Below are 21,039 nucleotides of genomic sequence, written 5' to 3'. Positions count from 1 at the left end.
CCCGGGTGGCGCTGATACGCCTTTTTCATAGCCAACCGGAGAGTCGCCAATGACCGAAGCAGAACGTGTCCTTCTTGACCTTTTGAACCTCGAGAGGCTCGAAGTTGACCTGTTCCGAGGCACCGGGTCGGGCGGCGAGACTCCGACGCGAATCTTTGGCGGACAGGTGGTGTCGCAGGCTCTGGCGGCGGCGTACCGTACTGTGGATGATCGGTTGTGCCATTCGCTGCATTCGTATTTTATTCGCCCGGGCGATCCATCTATTCCTGTTATTTATCAAGTTGATAGAGCCCGAGATGGAGGTTCATTTACCACACGACGCGTGGTCGCGATCCAGCATGGCAAACAGATCTTGAACGTATCGGCCTCGTTCCACATTCAGGATGAAGGCTGGGATCATCACCATGAGATGCCCCCGATGGAGGATCCGGAAAGTTATCCGTCGCGCACTGAACTGCGCAAGAAATACGTGGATTTGGTACCCAAACACATGCGTGGTGAGCTGACACGCGAACGGCCGATCGAGGTCCGTGAGGCCAGCCATCTTGATCCGTTCCACCCTGAAATATCGGACGATCGAAATAAGGTCTGGTTCCGCATGCCCGGTGCAGTGGGGGCGGATTCTGCCACTCAGCAATTGCTGCTCACTTACGCGTCTGACATGTATCTGATGGGATCAGGTATGCGACCGCATGGCCTCAGCTGGTTTACGGGGCAGGTCAATGGGGCCAGCCTGGATCACGCCATGTGGTTCCACGCGCCGATCCATTTTGAAAACTGGCATCTGTATTCGATGGATTCGCCCTGGAGCGGGCGAGGGCGCAACTTCAACCGAGGATCGATCTATGCACAAGACGGCACTTTGGTAGCTTCGGTCACGCAGGAGGGCCTGATGCGCAAAGCGCAGAAGAAACTTTAATCATCGCCCGTAAACTGTTGATTTAACTTGTTCATACCCCTGAGCCAACTGTCGTAATTGCTGGATTTGTGCCGAATGTAGTCCAACACTTTCGAATGCGGCAGCACCAGAAACTGTTCGGACTCAATGGCTTCGACACAGGCTTGGGCCACGTCTTCAGGCTCTAGCATACCGTCGATAGACGCTACCGAATCCTCAAAGCCACGTGTCATTTCGGATCGAACCGCTTGCGGACATAGAACGGAAACGCGCAAGCCTTTATGGCTGTATGTCAGCGACAGCCATTCGGCAAAGCCCACGGCGGCGTGTTTAGAAACGCCGTACGGTGCGGCGCCAGGCTGGTTCAAAAGTCCTGCAGCCGAGGCCGTTGTCATGATGTAGCCACCGCCGCGCGCGATCATATGCGGAACGAGATGACGCGCGGTCCAGACATGCGACATGACGTTGATCTTCCAGATCCGATCCCAGTCTTCGTCCGGAACGTCCAGGCCACCAAGGGTCAGGATACCAGCATTTGCACAGAACAGATCAATCGGGCCAATCTCATCTTCGACGTGATCAATCAACGCTTTGATACTGTCTTCGTCTGAAACATCGCATATGACCGCGTGTCCGTTGATTTCCATGGCCACAGAACACGCAGCTTCGGTGTCTATGTCTGCACATACGACCGTTGCACCTTCGCGCGCGAACCGGGTTGCCAGACCTTTACCGATACCGTTGGCTGCACCGGTGACCACCACAGTTTTGCCATTCAAATTCATTAGGGCCTCCGAATTGCACGATTTGAAAGGCATCGTAAGACATTGGCAATTTTGGGAAAACCGGAAACTGCCAATGCTATTTATTTACCATAATACCGATTATGCGGTATTTAAAATATCCTAGTAGAAGGCCTGAAGTCCGGTCTGTGCCCGCCCCAAAATCAACGCATGAACGTCGTGTGTGCCTTCATAGGTGTTTACGGTTTCCAAGTTGACCATGTGACGGATAACCTGGAATTCCAGTGAGATGCCATTGCCGCCGTGCATGTCGCGGGCATTCCGCGCGATCTCCAAAGCCTTGCCGCAGTTGTTTCGCTTAACGATCGAGATCATCTCGGGCGCAGCTTCTGCCTGATCCATCAAACGGCCAACGCGCAGACTGGCTTGCAGGCCCAGGGCGATCTCGGTTTGCATGTCCGCCAGTTTGCGTTGGAACAGCTGCGTCTGCGCAAGCGGCTTGTTGAACTGTTTGCGGTCCAGACCATACTGACGCGCACCGTGCCAACAGCTTTCAGCGGCGCCCATGACGCCCCAGCTGATCCCGTAGCGCGCACGGTTCAGACAGCCAAACGGACCCTTCAGGCCCTGAACATGCGGCAGCAAGGCGCCCTCGTCCACTTCGACGCCGTCCAGAACGATCTCACCCGTAATCGATGCCCGCAGGCTCATCTTGTTCTGAATTTTGGGCGCGCTCAAACCTTTGAGACCCTTGTCCAAAACAAAGCCTCGGATCTTGCCGTCATGAGCATCGGATTTAGCCCACACCACAAAGACGTCTGCGATGGGTGAATTCGAGATCCACATCTTGCTGCCGGTCAGCCGATAACCACTGTCGATCTTTTCCGCGCGGGTTTTCATGCCCGCCGGGTCCGAGCCGGCATCAGGTTCTGTCAGACCAAAGCAACCGATCCATTCGCCGCTGGCCAGTTTTGGAAGGTACTTCCGGCGCTGTTCTTCGCTGCCATAGGCATAGATCGGGTACATCACCAATGAGCTTTGCACCGACATCATCGAGCGATAGCCAGAATCCACACGCTCAACCTCGCGCGCGACCAGGCCGTAGGACACATAACCGCCACCAAGACCGCCGTATTCTTCGGGGATCGTGGTGCCCAAAAGGCCCATTTCACCCATTTCGCGGAAGATTTCCGGGTCCGTTTCCTCGTTCTGGAAGGCTTCCAGAACCCGTGGTTGCAGCTTTTCCTGACAATATGCCTGCGCACTCGCGGCGATCATGCGCTCATCTTCTGTTAGCTGATCCGCCAGACGAAATGGATCGTCCCACGAGAACGCCCCCATGTCAGGTGCATCTTTGGCGCGCAAAGTCGGTTTGGTGTTCGGGGCGTTCATTTTGGTTCTCCGCTAGTCGGCTTTGTCGAAAAATACCCTGCCGTAACCGCAAATAACAGCTACAGTTTCGCAACGAACCATGAGTAAACCGCATAGAACAGGGCAGTGCGCCCTGCCCTGCGTTTTTACCCCAGCGCATACCCTGCGCCGCGAACCGTACGCACGGGATCTTCACCGCCATGCTGCGTCAGCGCCTTGCGCAGGCGGCCGATGTGAACGTCAACCGTTCTGGTATCGACGTAGATATCGCGCCCCCAGACCCGGTCCAGCAGCTGTTCGCGGCTCCATACGCGGCCCGGTTTTTCCATGAACGTGCTCAACAGACGAAACTCGGTCGGGCCCAGTTTCAGCGGCTTGCTATTGCGGCTGACCTTATGTGTCTCGGAATCCAGAATGATATCCGCAAATTCAAGCTTGATACCGACCGTCGCCGGGCGAACACGGCGCAACTGTGTGCGAACGCGCGCCATAAGCTCGACAACCGAATACGGCTTGACCACATAGTCATCCGCCCCGGTTTCCAGACCACGCACCTTGTCGACTTCTTCCGACCGGGCTGAAAGCATGATGATGGGGATCGATCGTGTATCCGGGCGCGTTTTAAGGCGCCGGCACACTTCGATCCCGGTGAGGTTGGGCATCATCCAGTCCAGAACGATGATGTCCGGGCTGTCTTCATCAACTAGCAGCAATGCCTCGTCGCCATTGGCTGCCTTGGATACACGAAACCCTTCTGCTTCGAGGTTGTAAGCCAGCACTTCACGCTGGGCCAGTTCATCCTCAACAACCAGTACCGTAGGCTGATCAGCGGACATAATCGTTGCCTCCTAGGCGGTTTGCGAGGTGGTATCGGCTTTGGGACGTGCTTCCGACGGCCGTTCCCCAGTCACCAGATAAACCACCTGTTCAGCGATGGCTGTAACGTGATCGCCCATCCGTTCAATGTTTTTTGCGATGAAATGCAGGTGCATGCACGACGAGATGTTGCGGGGATCTTCAGCCATGAAGGTCAGAAACTCGCGGAACAGGCCGTTATACATCTGGTCTACTTCTTCATCCCGCTGGATCACGTCAGCGGCCAATTCTGCGTCACGTTGAATATAAGCGTCCAACGCGTCGCGCAGCATCCGCTCAACCTCGCGCGCCATACGGCGCAGGGCCGCGGCACTGCCGTTGATCTCGCCGGCGTCGACAAGAACCGTGGTGCGTTTGGCAATGTTCTTGGAATAGTCGCCGATACGTTCCAGGTTGGCCGAGACCTTCAGAACAGACAGAACCAGACGCAGGTCGCTCGCTGTGGGTGCCCGCAGTGCGATCACCCGCGCGGTTTCTTCGTTGATCAGATCCTCAAGCGCATCAATGGCTTTGTCGCCCTGACGCACCTCTTGGGCCAATTCGACATCCCGGGTTTCAAGCGAGCGCGCGGCATTCATGATCGCGGCCTCGACCAGACCGCCCATCTTCATGATATGGGCCTGAACCGCTTCAAGGTCGCGGTCGAATGCGGATGCAATATGTTGTTCGGTCATGTTCAAATACCTGTCCTCAGCCAATACGGCCGGTGATGTAGCTTTCCGTGCGGGGGTCTTCGGGGTTGGTAAAGATCTGGCCGGTTTCGCCGAATTCCACGAGGTTGCCCAAATGGAAGAACGCCGTTTTCTGGCTCACCCGCGCAGCCTGTTGCATTGAGTGTGTCACGATTACCACCGAATAGCGCGAGCGCAGTTCGTCAATCAGTTCCTCGACCTGGGCTGTGGCAATCGGGTCCAACGCCGAGCAAGGCTCATCCATTAGCAAAACCTCAGGTTCCGTTGCCACGGCACGGGCAATGCACAGTCGCTGCTGCTGACCACCGGACAGGCCTGTACCGGGGGCGTCCAAGCGGTCTTTGACTTCATCCCAGATCGCAGCGCGACGCAGAGATTTCTCAACAATATCATCGAGTTCTGATTTATTCTTTGCAAGACCATGGATGCGCGGGCCATAGGCCACGTTGTCATAGATCGACTTGGGGAACGGGTTGGGTTTCTGAAACACCATTCCGACCTTGGCACGCAACTGAACCGGGTCGACGCGCTTGTCGTAAATGTCCTCGCCGTCCAGCAGGATATCGCCTTCGACCCGGCAAATGTCGATGGTGTCGTTCATCCGGTTGAGGCAGCGCAGAAAAGTGGACTTGCCGCAGCCCGATGGGCCGATAAAGGCCGTTACGGTCTTATCCTCGATTTGGACGTCCACGTCTTTGATGGCGTGCGTGTCGCCGTAAAATACTTGAACGTTGTTGGCGGCAATCTTGATGGCTTTGGAGTCCACGGTTCTCTCCACTCGTGTCATATCATTCATAATAGCCCCCATTTACCAGCGGCGTTCAAAGCGGCGGCGCAGAAGTACCGCAATGGTGTTCATTGTAACGAGGAAGATCAACAGGATGATGATGCCCCCCCATGCGCGTTCATAAAAGGCCGGGTCGGCGCGTTTGGACCATTCATAGATCTGCGCCGGCATGGCCGAGTTGGGCGACAGGAAACCCGCAACAATTCCGTCGGGCGGGTTCGAGGCGATAAAGCCCACCATACCGATCAGCAGCAGCGGTGCGGTTTCCCCCAGTGCCTGTGCCAGACCAATGATCGTGCCTGTCAGAATACCGGGCGCGGCCAGCGGCAGGACATGGTGGAAAACCGCCTGCATTTTCGAGGCCCCTACCCCCAGCGCCGCATCACGGATCGACGGCGGGACCGCCTTCAACGATGCGCGGGTCGAGATGATGATCGTCGGCAAGGTCATCAGGGTCAGCACCAGACCACCCACCAGCGGGGCTGACGTCGGGAGGTGCATGTAGTTGATGAACACAGCCAGACCCAGAATACCGAACACGATCGACGGCACCGCGGCCAGGTTCGAGATGTTGACCTCGATGATGTCAGTCAGCCGGTTTTGCGGTGCGAACTCTTCAAGATAAATCGAAGCCGCCACACCGATAGGCAAGGCCAGTGCTAGAACCACCAACATCATGAACAATGAACCCAGCATGGAGACACCGATCCCAGCCGCTTCGGGCCGTTGATCAGAGGCATCCGCACCGAAAATGAAATCCAGGTTGAAGGCTTTGTACAGCACACCCGCATCGCGAAGTTGATCCACGAAATCCAACTGTTCGACCGAAATGCTTTTGTCGTTGGCAATCGACTCGCGGGTTACGCGGCCCTTCATGTAGCCATCGACACGGCTGTTGACCAAAAAGCGGAAGCTGACGGTCTTGCCGATCTCATCAGGGTTGGCGATCACATAGTTCCGCAACTCGGCCTGCGCGGCCTTGGACAGGATCTTGCCCATCTCCTTGGGTTTCAGGTCTGTCTGGATGCCCAGCTTCTCAACTTCGCTTTCCAGCGCAGACGCGATCAGAGGGGCATAACCAAAGGTCGAAACCTTTTTGATATCCTCGATATTGCGGTTGCCCTTCTTGTCCAGCTTGTCGGCCTTAAGCTCGACATTCAATTCAAGAAAGCTTTGCTGAAAGGCACCGGTTCCGGCCGTGACAATATTGGTCACCAGCACAATTAGCATCAGCAAGCCGATCCCGATGGCGGCGATGCCGTACATTTTGAACCGGCTTTCAGCCGCATTGCGCCGCTTGGTGCGTGCATCCTTTTCGAACAGCGAACCACCTTTGGGCTTCGCGGTCGGAGCAGCGTCAGGCGTTTGGGAAATATCGGTCATTCGTACTGCTCCCGGTATTTGCGTACGATGTAGAGGGCGAAGATGTTCAGCCCCAGTGTGATGATGAACAGGGTCAGACCCAGCGCAAAGGCCACCAGCGTCTCGGGGCTGGCAAAATCGGTATCACCTGTTAGCTGGCTGACAATCCGCGTGGTGATGGTTGTCATCGCCTCGAACGGGTTGCCCGAGAATTTGGCAATCGCTCCGGCGGCCATCACAACGATCATCGTTTCACCAATGGCGCGGCTTGCGGCAAGAAGGATCGCGCCGACGATACCCGGCAGCGCAGCTGGCAGGATCACGTTGCGTACGGTTTCCGAATGCGTCGCGCCCAGACCCAGCGAGCCGTCGCGCATGGTTTGTGGCACCGCGTTGATAATGTCGTCCGACAGTGACGAGACAAACGGGATCAGCATGATCCCCATAACCAACCCAGCAGTCAGAACCGCGTTTGAGCTGGCCATCCAACCCACACCCAGCATGCCACCGTCGCCGAACATCGACACCAGCGCCGGGCCCACAGTCAGCAGAGCAAACAGACCGTAAACGATGGTCGGAATACCGGCGAGGATTTCCAACAGTGGCTTGGCGATGGACCGCGTCACGCCCGACGCATACTCGGACAGATAGATCGCGGCAAACAGGCCAATCGGGACCGCCACAAGCAGCGCGATCACAGAGATGTACAGCGTGCCCCACAACAGCGGTAGGATCGACAGTTCACTGCCACCGCGAAAGTTCGGTGCCCATGTGCTGCCGAAGAAGAAATCCTTCCACGAATGCAGCTGAAAGAAGTTCATCGTCTCAAACAGCATCGAAAGAACAATGCCGATGGTTGTCAGGATCGCGATCGACGCGGCCAGCAATAGAAGGGCCAGAACCCCCTGCTCTACCACGTTGCGGGCCCGAAACTCCTTGTGCGTACGCACATAAGCAAAGGCGGCCCCAAGCAGGGCCAAGGCCAAAACCACGACCTGCATCGCAACTGTCCCTGAGGACGTCATGCTGCGGAACTTCTGTGCCGCGACTAATATCGGCTGCGTGACGTCCTGCGTCAGAACCTGGCCCGCGTCTTTCAGCGTTTTAGTCAGCGCTTCAATATCCGCATTGCCGTTTCGGGCTTGAGTTTCGGTCATTGCACCGCTGGCGACAGCGCCGTCCAGGCCGTAGGCGACACGGCGCACTTCGCTCATGATCAGGCCGCGATCCGACCCTTCGGGCACTGCCTGATCGGGAATAAGGCCGGATACCGTGCTGTTTACGATCATCGGCTGGGCAAGAAGCCAGACGATCAGCACCCCAACTGCGGGAACCAGAGCCGTCAACGCAACGTTGTAACCGTAGTAAGACGGTAAAGAATGCAAATCGCGGACGTTACCACCCGCACTTGCCAAAGCGCGGGACCGACCCGCAAAAAATCCGATCACTGCCAGCGCAAGCAGGATAAGCAACAGCCAGGATAACGCCATGAGAACTCCGTGGGGATGGCAGAGATGGAGTCAAAAAGAACCGGGGCGCGAAAAGCCGCCCCGGTTCCGTTCGTAAGAGTGATTAGGAACCGCTGCCCAGCGTGGTTTCGTTGGCAACCGCTTCCTGTACATTGACCAGCTCAGGGTCAGATACCAGGCCGTATTCTGCCAGCGGACCGTCGGGGCCTGCGATCTCGTCAGCGACGAAGAACTCAGCATATTCTTTCAGGCCGGGGATCACGCCGATATGTGCTTTCTTCACGTAGAAGAACAGCGGGCGCGAAACCGGGTATTCGCCGGTTGCGATCGACTCGGTCGAAGGAACAACGTCAGACATGGTTGCGACTTGCAGCTTGTCGGTGTTGTTCTCGTAGAACGCCAGACCAAAGACGCCGATGCCGTCTTTGTTGCTGTCGATACGGGCCAGAGTTTCGGTGTAGTCACCGTCGATGTCGACCGAAACGCCGTCGGTGCGGATGGCGATGCACTGCTTTTCAGCCGCTTTCTTGTCGTCGCCGGCGGCTGCCTTGAACACTTCGAAATCGCCCAGGTGCTCACAACCTGCCAGGATCACCTTGTCTTCAAACACTTCACGTGTGCCGTGCTTGGTGCCCGGAATGAAGGTTGCGATCGGTTGCGCCGGGAAATCCGGGTTCACGTCGGCCCAGGTTTTGTTCGGGTTGTCGACGACTTCACCGTCTACAACGATTTTCGCGGCCAGCGCTTTGTACCAGTCTTCCGGCGTGAACTCGAACGAGTTGCCGTTGATGTCAGATGCGAAAACGATGCCGTCATAACCGATCTGAACTTCGATGATGTCGGTCACGCCGTTTTCGGCACAGGCTTTGATTTCTTTTTCACGGATCTGGCGCGATGCGTTTGCAACGTCGATGGTGTTTTCGCCAACACCTTCACAGAAACGCTTCAGACCTGCCGAGGAACCACCCGATTCAACAACCGGTGTCGGGAAGTCAAAGTTTTCACCGAAGGCTTCAGCCACGATCGAGGCATAAGGCAGAACGGTCGACGACCCTGCAACCTGAACCTGATCACGAGCGGCGGCCGTGGTGGCCGATACAGCGGCGATGGTGAGAGCCGAAGCCGACAGTTTAACAAAGGACATTACAGTCTCCTTGAGAAAGGTAAATTCTGATCACCCCCATGATGATCTTGGGGCGAACCCCTAAGAGGCGTCGGTAAGCCTTTTGTGACAAGTTCGTAACGGTTTTATGACACGTAACGATTTTCTTACGTTTTCTTAACTTGACCCCACGGAACACCGTTCGCGTTCGAAATGGACCCGCGCTGGAAGTCCGAGATCAGCGTGGCAAAATCACTGTAAATACAGAACCTTTGCCCAGGGTGCTTTCGACACGCAACCGGCCCCTATGGCGGTTGACGATGTGCTTTACAATCGCCAGGCCCAATCCTGTACCGCCCAATTCGCGGGACCTGTGACTGTCGGCGCGATAGAATCGCTCAGTAAGGCGCGGCAGATGTACGGCATCAATGCCTGGGCCTTTGTCTGCGATCTGGACCCGAACCGCAGGACCGCGCATGGCGGTGTCGCGCTCCGAGGCCTGAAAACGCACATCAACACTACCGCCGCTCCCACCATATTTGATGGCGTTCTCAACGAGGTTCGTGAACACTTGGCGCAGTTGGTCGCTGTCTCCGGTCACCGAGATTGGTCCCGAAGACGTATCCAGTGTCAGGTCCACATTTGCAGCCTCGGCCAGAGGACGCAGCGTTGTCAGCGTTGATTGCAACAGGCCTGTCAGATCAAGCTGCTCTTTGGGGCGAACTCGCTCTTCGCTCTCGACCCGGTTCAGGGATAGCAGATCGCCGACCAGCCGGTTCATCCGATTGGCTTCGTCGGTCATGATCTGCAGAAACCGTTCACGGGCGGCTGCATCGTCTCGCGCTGGACCGCGCAATGTTTCTATAAAGCCCATCAGAGCGGTCAGAGGCGTACGCAGTTCGTGGCTGACATTCGCCACGAAGTCGCGTCTCATTTGTCCGGCCTGTTCCAGATGCGTGACATCCTGGAAAACAACCATCACGGCACCGCCCTCCACCGCGCCCACACCGTTCATGTAACGGCATTGCACTTCGAAAGTGGTGTCCTGGGCACCATCATTGGACAAATGGCGCGTTTTGGTCGAGCCCTTGTTACGCAGGCTCTGCTCTATCGCGTCGATAACTTGTGGCTGCCGAAGGATCGTCGCGAAATGACGGCCTTCGATGTTCTGACCCAGCATGGTTTTGGCTTCGGTGTTGGCCGCTATGATGCGCTCGGTCTGATCAACCATAAGCGTGGGCATCGGAATGGCCGACACAATTTCAGCAAGCAGGTCGTTTGGCATTTCCGTCACTCTTGATGCGTTTGGAATCAACCTAGGACACAGGTTTCAAAGTTTTGCGAAACGCGCGCATATTCTGCTGATAGTGAAGCGCGCTGAAGGTGATTTTTTGCGCTGCAGCCTCATCCAGTTCGCGCACAATTTTGCCCGGCGACCCCATGACCAGAGAGTTATCGGGTATATCTTTGCCTTCCGTAATCAGGGCGCCGGCACCGATCAGGCAGTTTTTCCCGATCTTCGCCCCATTCAGAACAATCGCGCCCATTCCGATCAGCGTGTTTTCCCCGATCGTGCAGCCATGCAGCATGACCTTGTGTCCGATGGTGCAGTTCTTACCAATGGTCAGCGGATACCCGGCGTCGATATGCATGACGCAGTTTTCCTGGACGTTGCTGCCCTCGCCCACGCGGATTTCTTCGTGGTCGGCGCGGATGGTGCAGCCGAACCAGACCGAGGCTCCCTGTTCCAGAACGACTTTCCCAATCAGGTTGGCGTCCGGCGCAACCCAGGTGTCTTCGTGGATTTGCGGAACGATTTCACCCAAAGCGTAAATGGTCATGCCAAGCCCTCAAATTCGTTTTGCAACGTGCGGACATGGTTTTGCAGGCTGGGCTGCTGGATGCGGCGCATGCGTTCGGCGCTGACGATGGTTTTCAGCTTTTCTTCGGTGGCATTCAGATCGTCATTGATCAGAACATAGTCATAATAGCCCCAGTGGCTAATCTCATCCCAACTTTTCAGCATACGTTTTGCGATCACGTCTTCACTGTCCTGACCGCGGCTTTCCAGCCTGCGGCGCAGCTCAGGGATCGACGGCGGCAGGATAAAGATCGACAATGCGTGCTTGCCCAGGTCCGAATTTCGGATTTGCACCTCACCTTGCCAGTCCACGTCAAACAGAACGTCTTTGCCGCTGTTAATGGACTCGCGTACCGGACCCGCAGGTGAGCCGTAGAAATTGCCGAACACGTGCGCGTGTTCCAGCATTTGCCCCTCAGACACCTGCTGCCGGAACGCATCTTCACTAAGGAAGTAATACTCGCGTCCGTCTTCCTCACCTGGACGTGGTGCGCGGGTGGTGGCCGAGACCGAAAACTCCAGCTCAGAATCCCACTGCATCAGCCGTTTCGCCAGGGTCGATTTACCGGCCCCCGAAGGCGAGGACAGAATGATTAATAGGCCGCGTCGATCCGCCATTTGGGCGCTCCTGTGGTTATTCTACGTTCTGCACTTGCTCGCGCATCTGATCTATTACGGCCTTCAACTCAAGGCCTACCGCTGTCAATTCCGCGCTTTGCGCCTTTGAGCACAAGGTATTGGCCTCGCGGTTAAACTCCTGCATCAGGAAATCCAGCTTGCGCCCGACCGCCGCGTCCTGCGCCAGCAGATCGCGGGCTGCCACGACATGCGCTTTCAGGCGATCAATCTCTTCGGTGATGTCCGCCTTGACGGCAATCAACGCCATTTCCTGAGCAACGCGGTCCGGATCAGCCCCCTGCGCGTTGTCCATTACCCGCGCCAGATTATCCCGCAGCGCCTCGGCCATTTTGTCCTTGCGCTGCTCTGCCAGCTCTGCCGCCTGGACCGTTAATGAAGCCACCTGCCCTAGTTGATCTTCGAGAACAGTCGCCAGCACCCGCCCTTCAGACTGGCGCATTTCTATGAATTCGCCCAATAGGCCAGTGAACTCTGTCGTCAGTTGGCCAACCAATGGGCCCGGGTCATCCCCATCACTGCCCGCATCCAACATACCCTTGAGCGAGATCAGATCCGCGGCTGTCGAGGGCCTAAGGGTTACGTCCCGCGCAATGGCCATTTCCTGCGTTCGCGCCACAGCCTCAAGAACGGCACCCATGGCAGTCTCGTTCAGGACTAGGTCCGCCTGCGTCTCATCTCGGCTGAGGCGCAAAGACAATGTCACATTGCCCCGACTGAGTTGTTTCGACATGGCGGCGCGCAATGCGGCCTCAAGCCCGGTCAACCAGTCCGGCACGCGCAGACGCATGTCCAGCCCCTTGCCGTTCACGCTGCGCAACTCCCACGTCCAGCTATGCGGCCCAAACGCCCCTTTGCCCGAGGCGAAACCCGTCATGGATTTAATCATGCCTGCCCTTTCCATAGCTGCCAGTTTTCAGTTTGCTGGGCGCACCTAATGCGAACTGCCCGCACAGGGCAAGAGTTTGCTGACTCTGCCTTTGTCGGCCAGTCGTTAACCATTCGTTAAAGATTTACTCCAAAATTGATTCAACCTGCGTCAGTCTTACACCTGCGAACACCGGTCTCGGATCGAGGTCCCCAGTATTTCGCATTTTAGGAAAATGACGGTCGATAGGCGCCAGGGTGATAATGATGAAAACCTTTTTCGGGAACGGTTTCGGGTCAAGTTTTGGAAAGATCGTCGCTATGGATCGTTTTGACAGCGGGCGCAGCCTTTCGCCTATCCGGCAGGCCGAGGCGTATTGGACGGCACTTTTGACAGGTGACGGTGTTCCCATGCGGTCGCAAATCGACCCCCGCGGGCTTGAGAACATTTTGGAATACACTTTCGTTCTGGAACGCATCGCCCCCGGACTTACCCGGTTCCGTCTGGCCGGGAGGCATTTGAACCAGCTGGCCGGGATGGAAGTGCGTGGTATGCCGCTGACCTCTTTCTTTGAGCCCGGCGCACGGGACCAGATCAAAACCGTGTCGGAACAAGTACTCGCACAGCCAGCAATCGCGAATCTGACCCTGGACTCATCGGGCCGGCTTGGGCGTGTGCAATTGCAGGCCCGCATGCTTCTGTTGCCGTTGAAAAGTGATCTGGGTGATGTCAGCCGCATTCTCGGTGTATTGGTCAGCGACGGCGCAATCGGTCCAACACCCCGTCGGTTCAAAATCTCAGAAACCAACTTGCGCCCGGTGTCGCATGTGCAGGTTCCCAAACCGTCGCAAACGGTCAAGACTGGCTTCGCCGAAGATCAGCAAAAATTTGACCGTCCCGGTTCACATCTGAGGCTGGTTGTGTCGCGCGACGACTAATCACAAACAAAAAAAGGCGGGCCTGTGCAGCCCGCCTTTTCGTTGAATTTTGATAACCTTAACCGGCTGCGCGCTTTTTGCGGTCGCGGCGCAAGTTGGTCAGTTCTTCTGCAACCAGGAATGCCAGTTCCAAGGACTGGGACGCGTTCAAGCGTGGGTCGCACGCTGTGTGGTAGCGGTCCGACAGGTCCTCTTCGGTCACCGCGCGCACACCCCCGGTGCATTCGGTGACGTCCAAACCGGTCATCTCGAAATGCACACCGCCGGGAACCGTACCCTCGGCCTGATGAACGCCAAAGAAGTCGCGCACCTCACGCAGGACCGAGTCGAACGGACGGGTTTTGTACCCGGTTGCCGACTTGATCGTGTTGCCATGCATTGGGTCGCAGACCCAGGTCACCTTGGCGCCCTCTTCCTTAACCGCCTTGACCAGACGCGGCAGGTGTTCGCCTGCCTTGCCTGCGCCAAACCGTGCGATCAGGGTCAGGCGACCCTCTTCGTTTTCCGGGTTCAGCTTGGCCATAAGAACCTTGAGGTCCTCGGCTGTCGTGGTCGGGCCACATTTCAGACCAATCGGGTTCAGAACACCGCTGCAGAATTCCACATGCGCACCGTCTGGCTGACGCGTGCGATCGCCGATCCAGATCATGTGACCGGACCCTGCCAACCAGTTGCCAGACGTCGAATCGAGACGGGTCAGAGCCTCTTCGTATTCCAGCAGCAAGCCTTCATGGCTGGTGTAAAACTCCACGGTTGAGAACTCATGCGTAGTGTCCGCTGTGATTCCGGCGGCATCCATGAAGTCGATCGTGTCTTGAATACGGTCCGCAATTTCCGAGTATTTCTGAACATCCTGTTCATCCGTGAAGCCCAATGTCCACGAATGCACCATGCTCATATCGGCGAATCCGCCGGTCGAGAATGCACGCAACAGGTTCAAGGTAGCTGCAGCTTGCGTGTAGGCCTGCAGCATCTTGCTGGGATTCGGGATGCGGGCTTCGGGTGTGAAAGCCAGCTCGTTGATGATGTCACCACGGTAGCTGGGCAGCTCAACACCGTCCAAAACCTCGGTCGGCGCACTGCGCGGCTTGGCAAACTGGCCCGCCATGCGGCCCACTTTGACCACGGGCACCTTGGCACCATAGGTCAGTACCATCGCCATCTGCAGCATCACCTTAAAGGTGTCACGAATTGCATCCGCGCTGAATTGTTCAAAGCTTTCAGCACAATCCCCGCCCTGCAACAGGAAAGCCTCGCCGCGACCGGCCGCACCCAGATGTTGCTTGAGACGCCGTGCTTCGCCAGCAAAGACCAGCGGGGGATACTGAGAAAGCTGAGCCTCGACTTTGGCCAGCGCGGCCGCATCGATATAGTCTGGCATCTGAACCCGGGGCTTGTTGCGCCAGTTCGTTTTTTGCCATTCGGTCATAGCTTTGATCTCCGCTGAAGTAGTCAGGTCGTCTCTATACAAAATGCATTGAAGAGTGACCATATACGATTTGCGCCTCTTGACGGGGGAAACAAGCTTTGATCATGGTGGCTGGCAACAACGACGCCGGACGCGACGTAACAACGCGCCGAATCAAGGACACCAAGCCATGCAAGAGCAACGCCAAGTTGTCACAGTGGAAGGCGCTGAGGCCAATCCTCGGCATTTCGTATTTGTCCTTTTGGACAAGTTTTCCCTGCTGTCTTTTGCCTCGGCGTTGGACAGCCTGCGGATTGCCAACCGTATGGCAGACAAAGAACTCTACACGTGGACCCTTGCTGGTGAAGGTGGTGATACGGTCAGCTGTTCTGCCGGGACTACCTTTAACGTTGAAGCCGACTTGGTCGAACTACAACGCGACGACGTGATTCTGATCTGCGGTGGCGTAGACGTTCAATTGGCGACAACAAAGAAAGTGCTGAATTGGGTCCGGCGCGAGGCCCGGCGCGGTTTGCGCATCGGCGGATTGTGTACGGCAGCTTATACGTTGGCCAAAGCCGGGTTGCTGGACGGCAAACGCGCCACGATCCACTGGGAGAATTCTGACAGCTTTATCGAAGAATTCGACGAGGTCGAGCTTACCAAATCGGTTTTTCAGATCGACGGTAACCGGATGACGACCGCGGGCGGCACATCCTCAATCGACCTGATGCTCAAGATCATTGCCGATGATTATGGTGAGGATCTGGCGAATGCCGTAGCGGATCAGATGATCTATTCCTCGATCCGTACCGATCAGGATACACAGCGCCTGTCGACCCCGACCCGGATTGGTGTACGCCACCCCAAGCTAAGCCAGGTCATCCTGATGATGGAAAAGAACATCGAAGAGCCGATCTCACCCTCGATACTGGCCAAGGATGTCGGCATGTCCACGCGCCAGCTGGAACGCCTGTTCCGGCGCTACCTCAGCCGCTCGCCCAAGCGATACTATATGGAACTGCGCCTGCACAAAGCGCGCAACCTGCTGATGCAGACAGATATGAGCGTGATCAATGTGGCTCTTGCTTGCGGCTTTGCCTCACCCAGCCATTTCTCAAAATGCTACCGGGCCCATTACAACACCACGCCTTACCGTGAGCGTGGTGCTCAAAGCGGGCGGCTTTCGGTTTGATCCGCGCCTATTTGGGGTTCATGCGATAGATGGCTCCCTGTCCCACCGAAATGAACCAGATCGCCCCATCCGGGGCTTCGACGATGTCCCGAACACGCTCGGTTTCCGGTCCCTTGATCTGTTCGACCTCGCGCAGCAGTGTTCCTTCAAGGCGCGAGATGTAGTCAAACTTGAGCGACCCGACAAAGATATCGCCCCGCCACTCTGGCCAAAGCTTGCCGGAATAGACCAGCAAACCGGACGGTGCGATGGACGGGTCCCAATAATGTTCAGGCTGTTCCATACCCGGTTTCGAGGTCCCCTCTCCGATTTTTTGGCCCGAGTAGTGAACGCCATAGGATATCACCGGCCAGCCGAAATTCCGCCCCGGTTGGATCAGGTTCACTTCATCCCCGCCCTGCGCACCATGCTCTGAAATCCACAAGCGACCCTGCCGGTCCAACCCAGCGCCCTGCGGGTTGCGATGGCCAATTGACCAAATCTCAGGTCGAATACCGGCTTGCCCGACAAAAGGATTGTCAGCAGGCACCGTGCCGTCGCGATTTATGCGAATGACGGTGCCCATGTGGTTTGACCTGTCCTGCGCTGACGGACGGTCTCCGCGATCTCCAATCGTTACAAACAGCGTTCCGTCCTGTGCCTCGACCACACGCGAACCAAAGTGTCGGCCGGTCGAACCTCCAGGAACCGCTTCGAAAATGATCTGCACGTTGTCCAAACGGCCCCCGTTTTCCGACAGGCGCGCCACGGCCACCGCCGTTCCCGCCCCGCCGCTTTGAGGTTTGGAGAAGGTGAGAAACACCTCGCGAGACTGTGAAAAATCCCGTGCCACGGTGATATCGAGCAACCCGCCCTGCCCGTTCGCAGCCACCTTGGGCACCCCGGCAATGCGTTTGACCCCGCCTTGCGAGACAAACAAAAGCTCGCCGTCCCGTTCGGTCACCAATGTGCCGCCCCCGGGCAATAACCCGATGGCCCAAGGTGCATCCAGCCCGGTAACCATCGCCGTGACCTGAACCGTCCCGGCAGAGGTTTGAAGGGTATCGGCGCTGATGGGGCCAGCAAAAACCGACAGGACCAGAATCGCGGCAGCCCTAAACATGAGAATCTCCAACTCTGGTAAAATGTGACAAGCTCATCAAAACAAATAGGTTTATTATTGGCAAAAACACATTTGCGTTAGGACTTTTCTTTTCCAGACAGCTTGCCTAGGGTCTTGCCCAGAACGAATACGTTCCAATAAGGGAGTAACCATATGAAAAAGCTGCTTACTGCAACTGCAGCATCCGCTCTGCTGGCTGGTCCGGCACTGGCCGAAGACGTCACTTTGGGCGTCCTCTTTGGCTTTACCGGCCCGATTGAATCGCTTGCACCTGCAATGGGTTCCGGCGCTGAAATGGCGATGGCCGAAGTCACCGAATCCGGCAAACTGCTGGACGGCTCAAAGGTCACCGCGTCGCGCGCTGACACCGGCTGTATCGACAACGGTCTGGCGACATCAAACGGCGAACGCATGATCGCGGACGGCGTTGCCGGTATTGTCGGCGGCGACTGCTCGGGTGTGACCGGCGCGATCCTGCAAAACGTTGCGATCCCGAACGGCATGGTCATGATCTCGCCGTCGGCGACATCGCCGGGTCTGTCGACCATGGAAGACAACGGCCTGTTCTTCCGCACCGCCCCGTCGGATGCACGTGAAGGCGAAGTGATGGCTGACATCCTGAAGGATCGCGGCATCAACTCGATCGCCCTGACCTACACCAACAACGACTACGGCAAGGGTCTGGCAGACGCGATCCAATCCTCGTTCGAAGCAGCCGGTGGTGAAGTGACCATCGTTGCCGCGCACGAAGACGGCAAGGCTGACTACTCGGCTGAAGTTGGTGCGCTGGCGTCGGCCGGTGGCGACATTTTGGTTGTTGCAGGCTATCTGGACCAGGGCGGTCTGGGCATCATCCAGTCCTCGCTGGACAGTGGTGCGTTCGAAACATTCGGTCTGCCGGGCGGCATGATCGGTGACTCGCTGCCTTCCAACGTCGGTCCCGACCTGAACGGCTCGTTTGGTCAGATCGCCGGTTCGGGCGGTGAAGGTGCTGAAAAGTACTTTGCCATGGCCGAGGCCGCAGGCTTTGACGGTTCGTCGCCCTATTCGCCTGAATCCTATGACGCCGCCGCGCTGTTCATGCTGGCCATGCAGGCCGCAGGTTCTACTAACCCGGCTGAATACGGCGCCAAGATATTGGATGTCGCCAACGCCCCGGGCGAGAAGATCTATCCGGGTGAACTGGCCAAAGGTCTGGAGCTTCTCGCCGCTGGCCAGGACATCGACTATGTCGGCGCATCGGGCGTTGAGCTGATCGGCCCCGGTGAAAGCGCGGGTTCCTACCGCGAGATCGAAGTAACCGACGGCGAAAACAAGACCGTCAACTTCCGTTGATCCGGTCTTAAACGTCATAAAATCAAGCAGCCCGGGCCTTGTGTCCGGGCTGTTTCAATGAAAAAAGGCCGCACCTCACCTTTTGGGGTCGAAGAAGCAGAAACACCGACAAGGGTGGCAAGGGGAAAAGATGATCGTCGTCGAGGACGTGCACAAGCATTTCGGCGGGTTTCACGCGGTGGATGGGGCGTCGCTGGAAATCCAAAAAGGTTCGATCACAGGCCTGATCGGGCCGAACGGGGCGGGAAAGACCACCCTTTTCAACGTGATCGCGGGCGTTCTGCCTCCGACAAGCGGCAGAGTGTTCATGGACGGCGAAGAGATCACCGGCCTGCCTCCTCATGATTTGTTTCACAAAGGTCTGCTGCGCACCTTCCAGATCGCGCACGAATTCTCTTCGATGTCCTGCCGCGAGAATCTGATGATGGTGCCCGGCACGCAATCAGGTGAATCCCTGTGGAACACCTGGTTTGGTCGCAAGCGCATCGCCGACGAAGAACGAGCCCTGAAGGCCAAGGCCGATGAGGTGCTTGAGTTTCTAACTATCGAACATCTGGCCGACCACAAGGCGGGTCAGGTCTCGGGCGGTCAGAAGAAGCTGCTGGAACTCGGCCGCACCATGATGGTCGACGCCAAAATCGTGTTTCTGGACGAGGTCGGCGCAGGCGTGAACCGCACCCTGTTGATGACCATCGCCGACACGATCCTGCGTCTAAACAAGGAACGCGGCTATACTTTCGTCGTCATCGAGCACGACATGGATTTTATTGGCAAGATCTGCGACCCGGTCATCTGTATGGCCGAGGGCAAGGTTCTGGCTGAGGGTACACTGGACGAGATCAAGGCCAATGAGCACGTGATCGAAGCCTATCTGGGGACCGGCCTCAAGAACAAAGACAAGCTGGAGGCCCAAACATGACCGCGGGTGCAGGCGATAATCCCTATCAGGACGATCACGGCAACAAAGACGCCTCGATCACCAATACCCGCGGCGTTGGCACCATGACCCCCGCGCATGCGAAAAGCGGTCCCGTTTCCAAGGTTGAAGGCGGTCCCTTTCTGATCGGCGACACCATGACCGGCGGTTACGGCAAAGGGCCGGACATCCTGCACGACTGTACTATCGCGGTCGACAAGGGTGAGATCGCAGTCATCGTTGGCCCTAACGGTGCCGGAAAGTCGACCGCCATGAAGGCCGTGTTCGGGATGCTGGACGTGCGGGCGGGCTCTGTCCGCCTGGATGGCGAAGATATCACCAATCTCACCCCGCAGGACCGTGTGATCCGCGGTATGGGATTTGTTCCACAGACCTCGAATATCTTCACGTCGATGACGGTCGAAGAAAACCTTGAGATGGGCGCTTTTATCCGTCGCGACGACATCAGTCAGACGATGGAGCAGGTCTATGACCTCTTCCCCATCCTGCGTGACAAACGCAACCAGCCGGCTGGAGAGCTTTCGGGCGGTCAGCGTCAGCAGGTCGCCGTCGGCCGCGCGCTGATGACCCAGCCTAAGGTGCTGATGCTGGACGAACCAACCGCAGGTGTATCGCCCATCGTGATGGACGAGCTGTTCGACCGGATCATCGAGGTTTCCCGCACTGGTTTGCCAATCCTGATGGTGGAGCAGAATGCTCGTCAGGCCCTGGAGATTGCCGACAAGGGTTACGTTCTGGTTCAAGGTCGAAATGCTTATACCGGTACAGGCAAGGAACTGTTGGCCGATCCTGAGGTGCGAAAGAGTTTCTTGGGTGGGTGAGTTGAAGGCCGTGGCGACGCTCGCGTTTACCGCAATTGGCAGTACAGCGCTTTCAACTCCCTGCGCCTTGCAAGAAACCTGCGCGTATGTGGAGGACTGCGAGGGCGCTGAACTCACGCTCGAACTTTTGGGTACTCCACCAGAGCTTGTTCAAAGCAATTTTGGTGACTTTTCTGTGGATCAGATAGCAAGGGCAGGCGAAATCACTTCGAAAATCCGTTTATCAAATGGACAAGAGTGGACCGCCACCGCGAAAAACGACTTGCTGACCGCATCTCGGACACAGGACGACAAACACATAAACATGTATGTGACGAAGACCTCAGACACCGAAGTGGCAGTGACACTTCTTACCCTGCCAATGCGCTATGTCGATTATGCGCAAGCAGGCCAAGCAAGACGCGCATTCTCCGGAAAATGCGGACTGGAGTTTTAATGGAGTTCCTCAATGCCATTATGGCGCTCTCCAACGTCATCCTTGTTCCCGAAATTGTCTGAAATCAATACCCGAAGTTTCCCGAAATTCTCCTACCATCCCAAGATTTCCACGCCTCGGCTGCAATCCGGTCACATTGTGCGTTTAGCGCCGGGCTTTGTGAAGGAAACGGTTTCCCGGTCAACCAAAGTTAGCTCCGTGA

General features: G+C 56.8%; 21 protein-coding genes. 7 read left to right on the top strand and 14 right to left on the bottom strand.

Going from position 1 to position 21,039, the window contains the following annotated elements; genetic code table 11:
* Nucleotides 1-49 precede the first annotated feature (49 nt).
* A complete protein-coding gene (locus AC2FLJ_RS00740) occupies nt 50-919 on the top strand; it encodes an acyl-CoA thioesterase (protein WP_496704221.1) in 870 nt (289 codons plus the stop codon).
* Here the strand turns inward: AC2FLJ_RS00740 and AC2FLJ_RS00735 are convergent.
* The 12 genes from AC2FLJ_RS00735 to AC2FLJ_RS00680 form a co-directional block, all read right to left on the bottom strand.
* A complete protein-coding gene (locus AC2FLJ_RS00735) occupies nt 916-1,683 on the bottom strand; it encodes an SDR family oxidoreductase (RefSeq protein WP_282118435.1) in 768 nt (255 codons plus the stop codon). The genes AC2FLJ_RS00740 and AC2FLJ_RS00735 overlap by 4 nt on opposite strands.
* Before the next feature lie 120 nt (nt 1,684-1,803).
* Entirely contained in the window at nt 1,804-3,033 is a 1,230-nt protein-coding gene (locus tag AC2FLJ_RS00730; RefSeq protein WP_058271625.1) for an acyl-CoA dehydrogenase, read from the bottom strand.
* A gap of 125 nt (nt 3,034-3,158) precedes the next feature.
* A complete protein-coding gene (phoB, locus tag AC2FLJ_RS00725; protein ID WP_496704220.1) occupies nt 3,159-3,848 on the bottom strand; it encodes a phosphate regulon transcriptional regulator PhoB in 690 nt (229 codons plus the stop codon).
* 12 nt (nt 3,849-3,860) lie between these two features.
* A complete protein-coding gene (gene phoU / locus AC2FLJ_RS00720) occupies nt 3,861-4,562 on the bottom strand; it encodes a phosphate signaling complex protein PhoU (RefSeq protein ID WP_058271623.1) in 702 nt (233 codons plus the stop codon).
* Nucleotides 4,563-4,578: 16 nt separating this feature from the next.
* Nucleotides 4,579-5,376, bottom strand: a complete 798-nt coding sequence (pstB, locus tag AC2FLJ_RS00715; protein WP_108859073.1) for a phosphate ABC transporter ATP-binding protein PstB — start codon at nt 5,374-5,376, stop codon at nt 4,579-4,581.
* A gap of 12 nt (nt 5,377-5,388) precedes the next feature.
* Nucleotides 5,389-6,750, bottom strand: a complete 1,362-nt coding sequence (pstA, locus tag AC2FLJ_RS00710; RefSeq protein ID WP_282118432.1) for a phosphate ABC transporter permease PstA — start codon at nt 6,748-6,750, stop codon at nt 5,389-5,391.
* Complete coding sequence (pstC, locus tag AC2FLJ_RS00705; RefSeq protein ID WP_496695494.1) at nt 6,747-8,219, bottom strand: phosphate ABC transporter permease subunit PstC; 1,473 nt, start codon at nt 8,217-8,219, stop codon at nt 6,747-6,749. Before pstC ends, pstA begins: the two co-directional genes overlap by 4 nt.
* An 82-nt stretch (nt 8,220-8,301) precedes the next feature.
* Entirely contained in the window at nt 8,302-9,342 is a 1,041-nt protein-coding gene (locus AC2FLJ_RS00700; RefSeq protein WP_496695496.1) for a substrate-binding domain-containing protein, read from the bottom strand.
* Between the two features lie 196 nt (nt 9,343-9,538).
* Nucleotides 9,539-10,585, bottom strand: a complete 1,047-nt coding sequence (locus AC2FLJ_RS00695; protein ID WP_496704219.1) for an ATP-binding protein — start codon at nt 10,583-10,585, stop codon at nt 9,539-9,541.
* Nucleotides 10,586-10,616: 31 nt separating this feature from the next.
* Nucleotides 10,617-11,141 (bottom strand): gamma carbonic anhydrase family protein, encoded by a 525-nt coding sequence (locus tag AC2FLJ_RS00690; RefSeq protein ID WP_496695500.1) that lies wholly within the window; start codon nt 11,139-11,141, stop codon nt 10,617-10,619.
* Nucleotides 11,138-11,779: a guanylate kinase gene (gene gmk, locus AC2FLJ_RS00685; RefSeq protein ID WP_496695501.1), complete on the bottom strand. Its 642-nt coding sequence runs from the start codon at nt 11,777-11,779 to the stop codon at nt 11,138-11,140. Before gmk ends, AC2FLJ_RS00690 begins: the two co-directional genes overlap by 4 nt.
* 16 nt (nt 11,780-11,795) lie before the next feature.
* Entirely contained in the window at nt 11,796-12,686 is an 891-nt protein-coding gene (locus AC2FLJ_RS00680; protein WP_496704218.1) for a YicC/YloC family endoribonuclease, read from the bottom strand.
* Between the two features lie 299 nt (nt 12,687-12,985).
* Here AC2FLJ_RS00680 and AC2FLJ_RS00675 point away from each other — a divergent pair, with 299 nt between their 5' ends.
* Entirely contained in the window at nt 12,986-13,603 is a 618-nt protein-coding gene (locus AC2FLJ_RS00675) for a PAS domain-containing protein (protein ID WP_496704217.1), read from the top strand.
* 58 nt (nt 13,604-13,661) lie between these two features.
* Here AC2FLJ_RS00675 and AC2FLJ_RS00670 read toward each other — a convergent pair whose 3' ends face one another.
* Complete coding sequence (locus AC2FLJ_RS00670; RefSeq protein WP_113790616.1) at nt 13,662-15,032, bottom strand: class II 3-deoxy-7-phosphoheptulonate synthase; 1,371 nt, start codon at nt 15,030-15,032, stop codon at nt 13,662-13,664.
* Nucleotides 15,033-15,201: 169 nt separating this feature from the next.
* Between AC2FLJ_RS00670 and AC2FLJ_RS00665 the strand changes: the two genes are divergently transcribed.
* Nucleotides 15,202-16,206 carry a GlxA family transcriptional regulator gene (locus tag AC2FLJ_RS00665; protein WP_282168302.1) on the top strand — a complete coding sequence of 335 codons (1,005 nt, stop codon included), beginning with the start codon at nt 15,202-15,204 and terminating at the stop codon, nt 16,204-16,206.
* Nucleotides 16,207-16,213: 7 nt separating this feature from the next.
* Here the strand turns inward: AC2FLJ_RS00665 and AC2FLJ_RS00660 are convergent, their stop codons facing one another.
* Nucleotides 16,214-17,308: a PQQ-dependent sugar dehydrogenase gene (locus tag AC2FLJ_RS00660; RefSeq protein WP_496695509.1), complete on the bottom strand. Its 1,095-nt coding sequence runs from the start codon at nt 17,306-17,308 to the stop codon at nt 16,214-16,216.
* Nucleotides 17,309-17,461: 153 nt separating this feature from the next.
* Between AC2FLJ_RS00660 and AC2FLJ_RS00655 the strand changes: the two genes are divergently transcribed.
* From AC2FLJ_RS00655 to AC2FLJ_RS00640, 4 genes are all read left to right on the top strand, one after another.
* Nucleotides 17,462-18,643 (top strand): ABC transporter substrate-binding protein, encoded by a 1,182-nt coding sequence (locus AC2FLJ_RS00655; RefSeq protein WP_282168299.1) that lies wholly within the window; start codon nt 17,462-17,464, stop codon nt 18,641-18,643.
* 130 nt (nt 18,644-18,773) lie between these two features.
* Nucleotides 18,774-19,562, top strand: a complete 789-nt coding sequence (locus AC2FLJ_RS00650; RefSeq protein WP_282118423.1) for an ABC transporter ATP-binding protein — start codon at nt 18,774-18,776, stop codon at nt 19,560-19,562.
* On the top strand, nt 19,559-20,401 hold the full coding sequence (locus AC2FLJ_RS00645; protein WP_082637092.1) for an ABC transporter ATP-binding protein: 843 nt from the start codon (nt 19,559-19,561) through the stop codon (nt 20,399-20,401). The genes AC2FLJ_RS00650 and AC2FLJ_RS00645 overlap by 4 nt, the downstream gene beginning before the upstream one ends.
* Complete coding sequence (locus AC2FLJ_RS00640; RefSeq protein WP_282151230.1) at nt 20,394-20,837, top strand: hypothetical protein; 444 nt, start codon at nt 20,394-20,396, stop codon at nt 20,835-20,837. Before AC2FLJ_RS00645 ends, AC2FLJ_RS00640 begins: the two co-directional genes overlap by 8 nt.
* Nucleotides 20,838-21,039 lie beyond the last annotated feature (202 nt).

This window comes from Ruegeria sp. CDSA034, assembly GCF_059612275.1.
The sequence above is the reverse complement of the archived record's forward strand: the minus strand, read 5'-3'. Positions and strand labels throughout refer to the sequence as shown.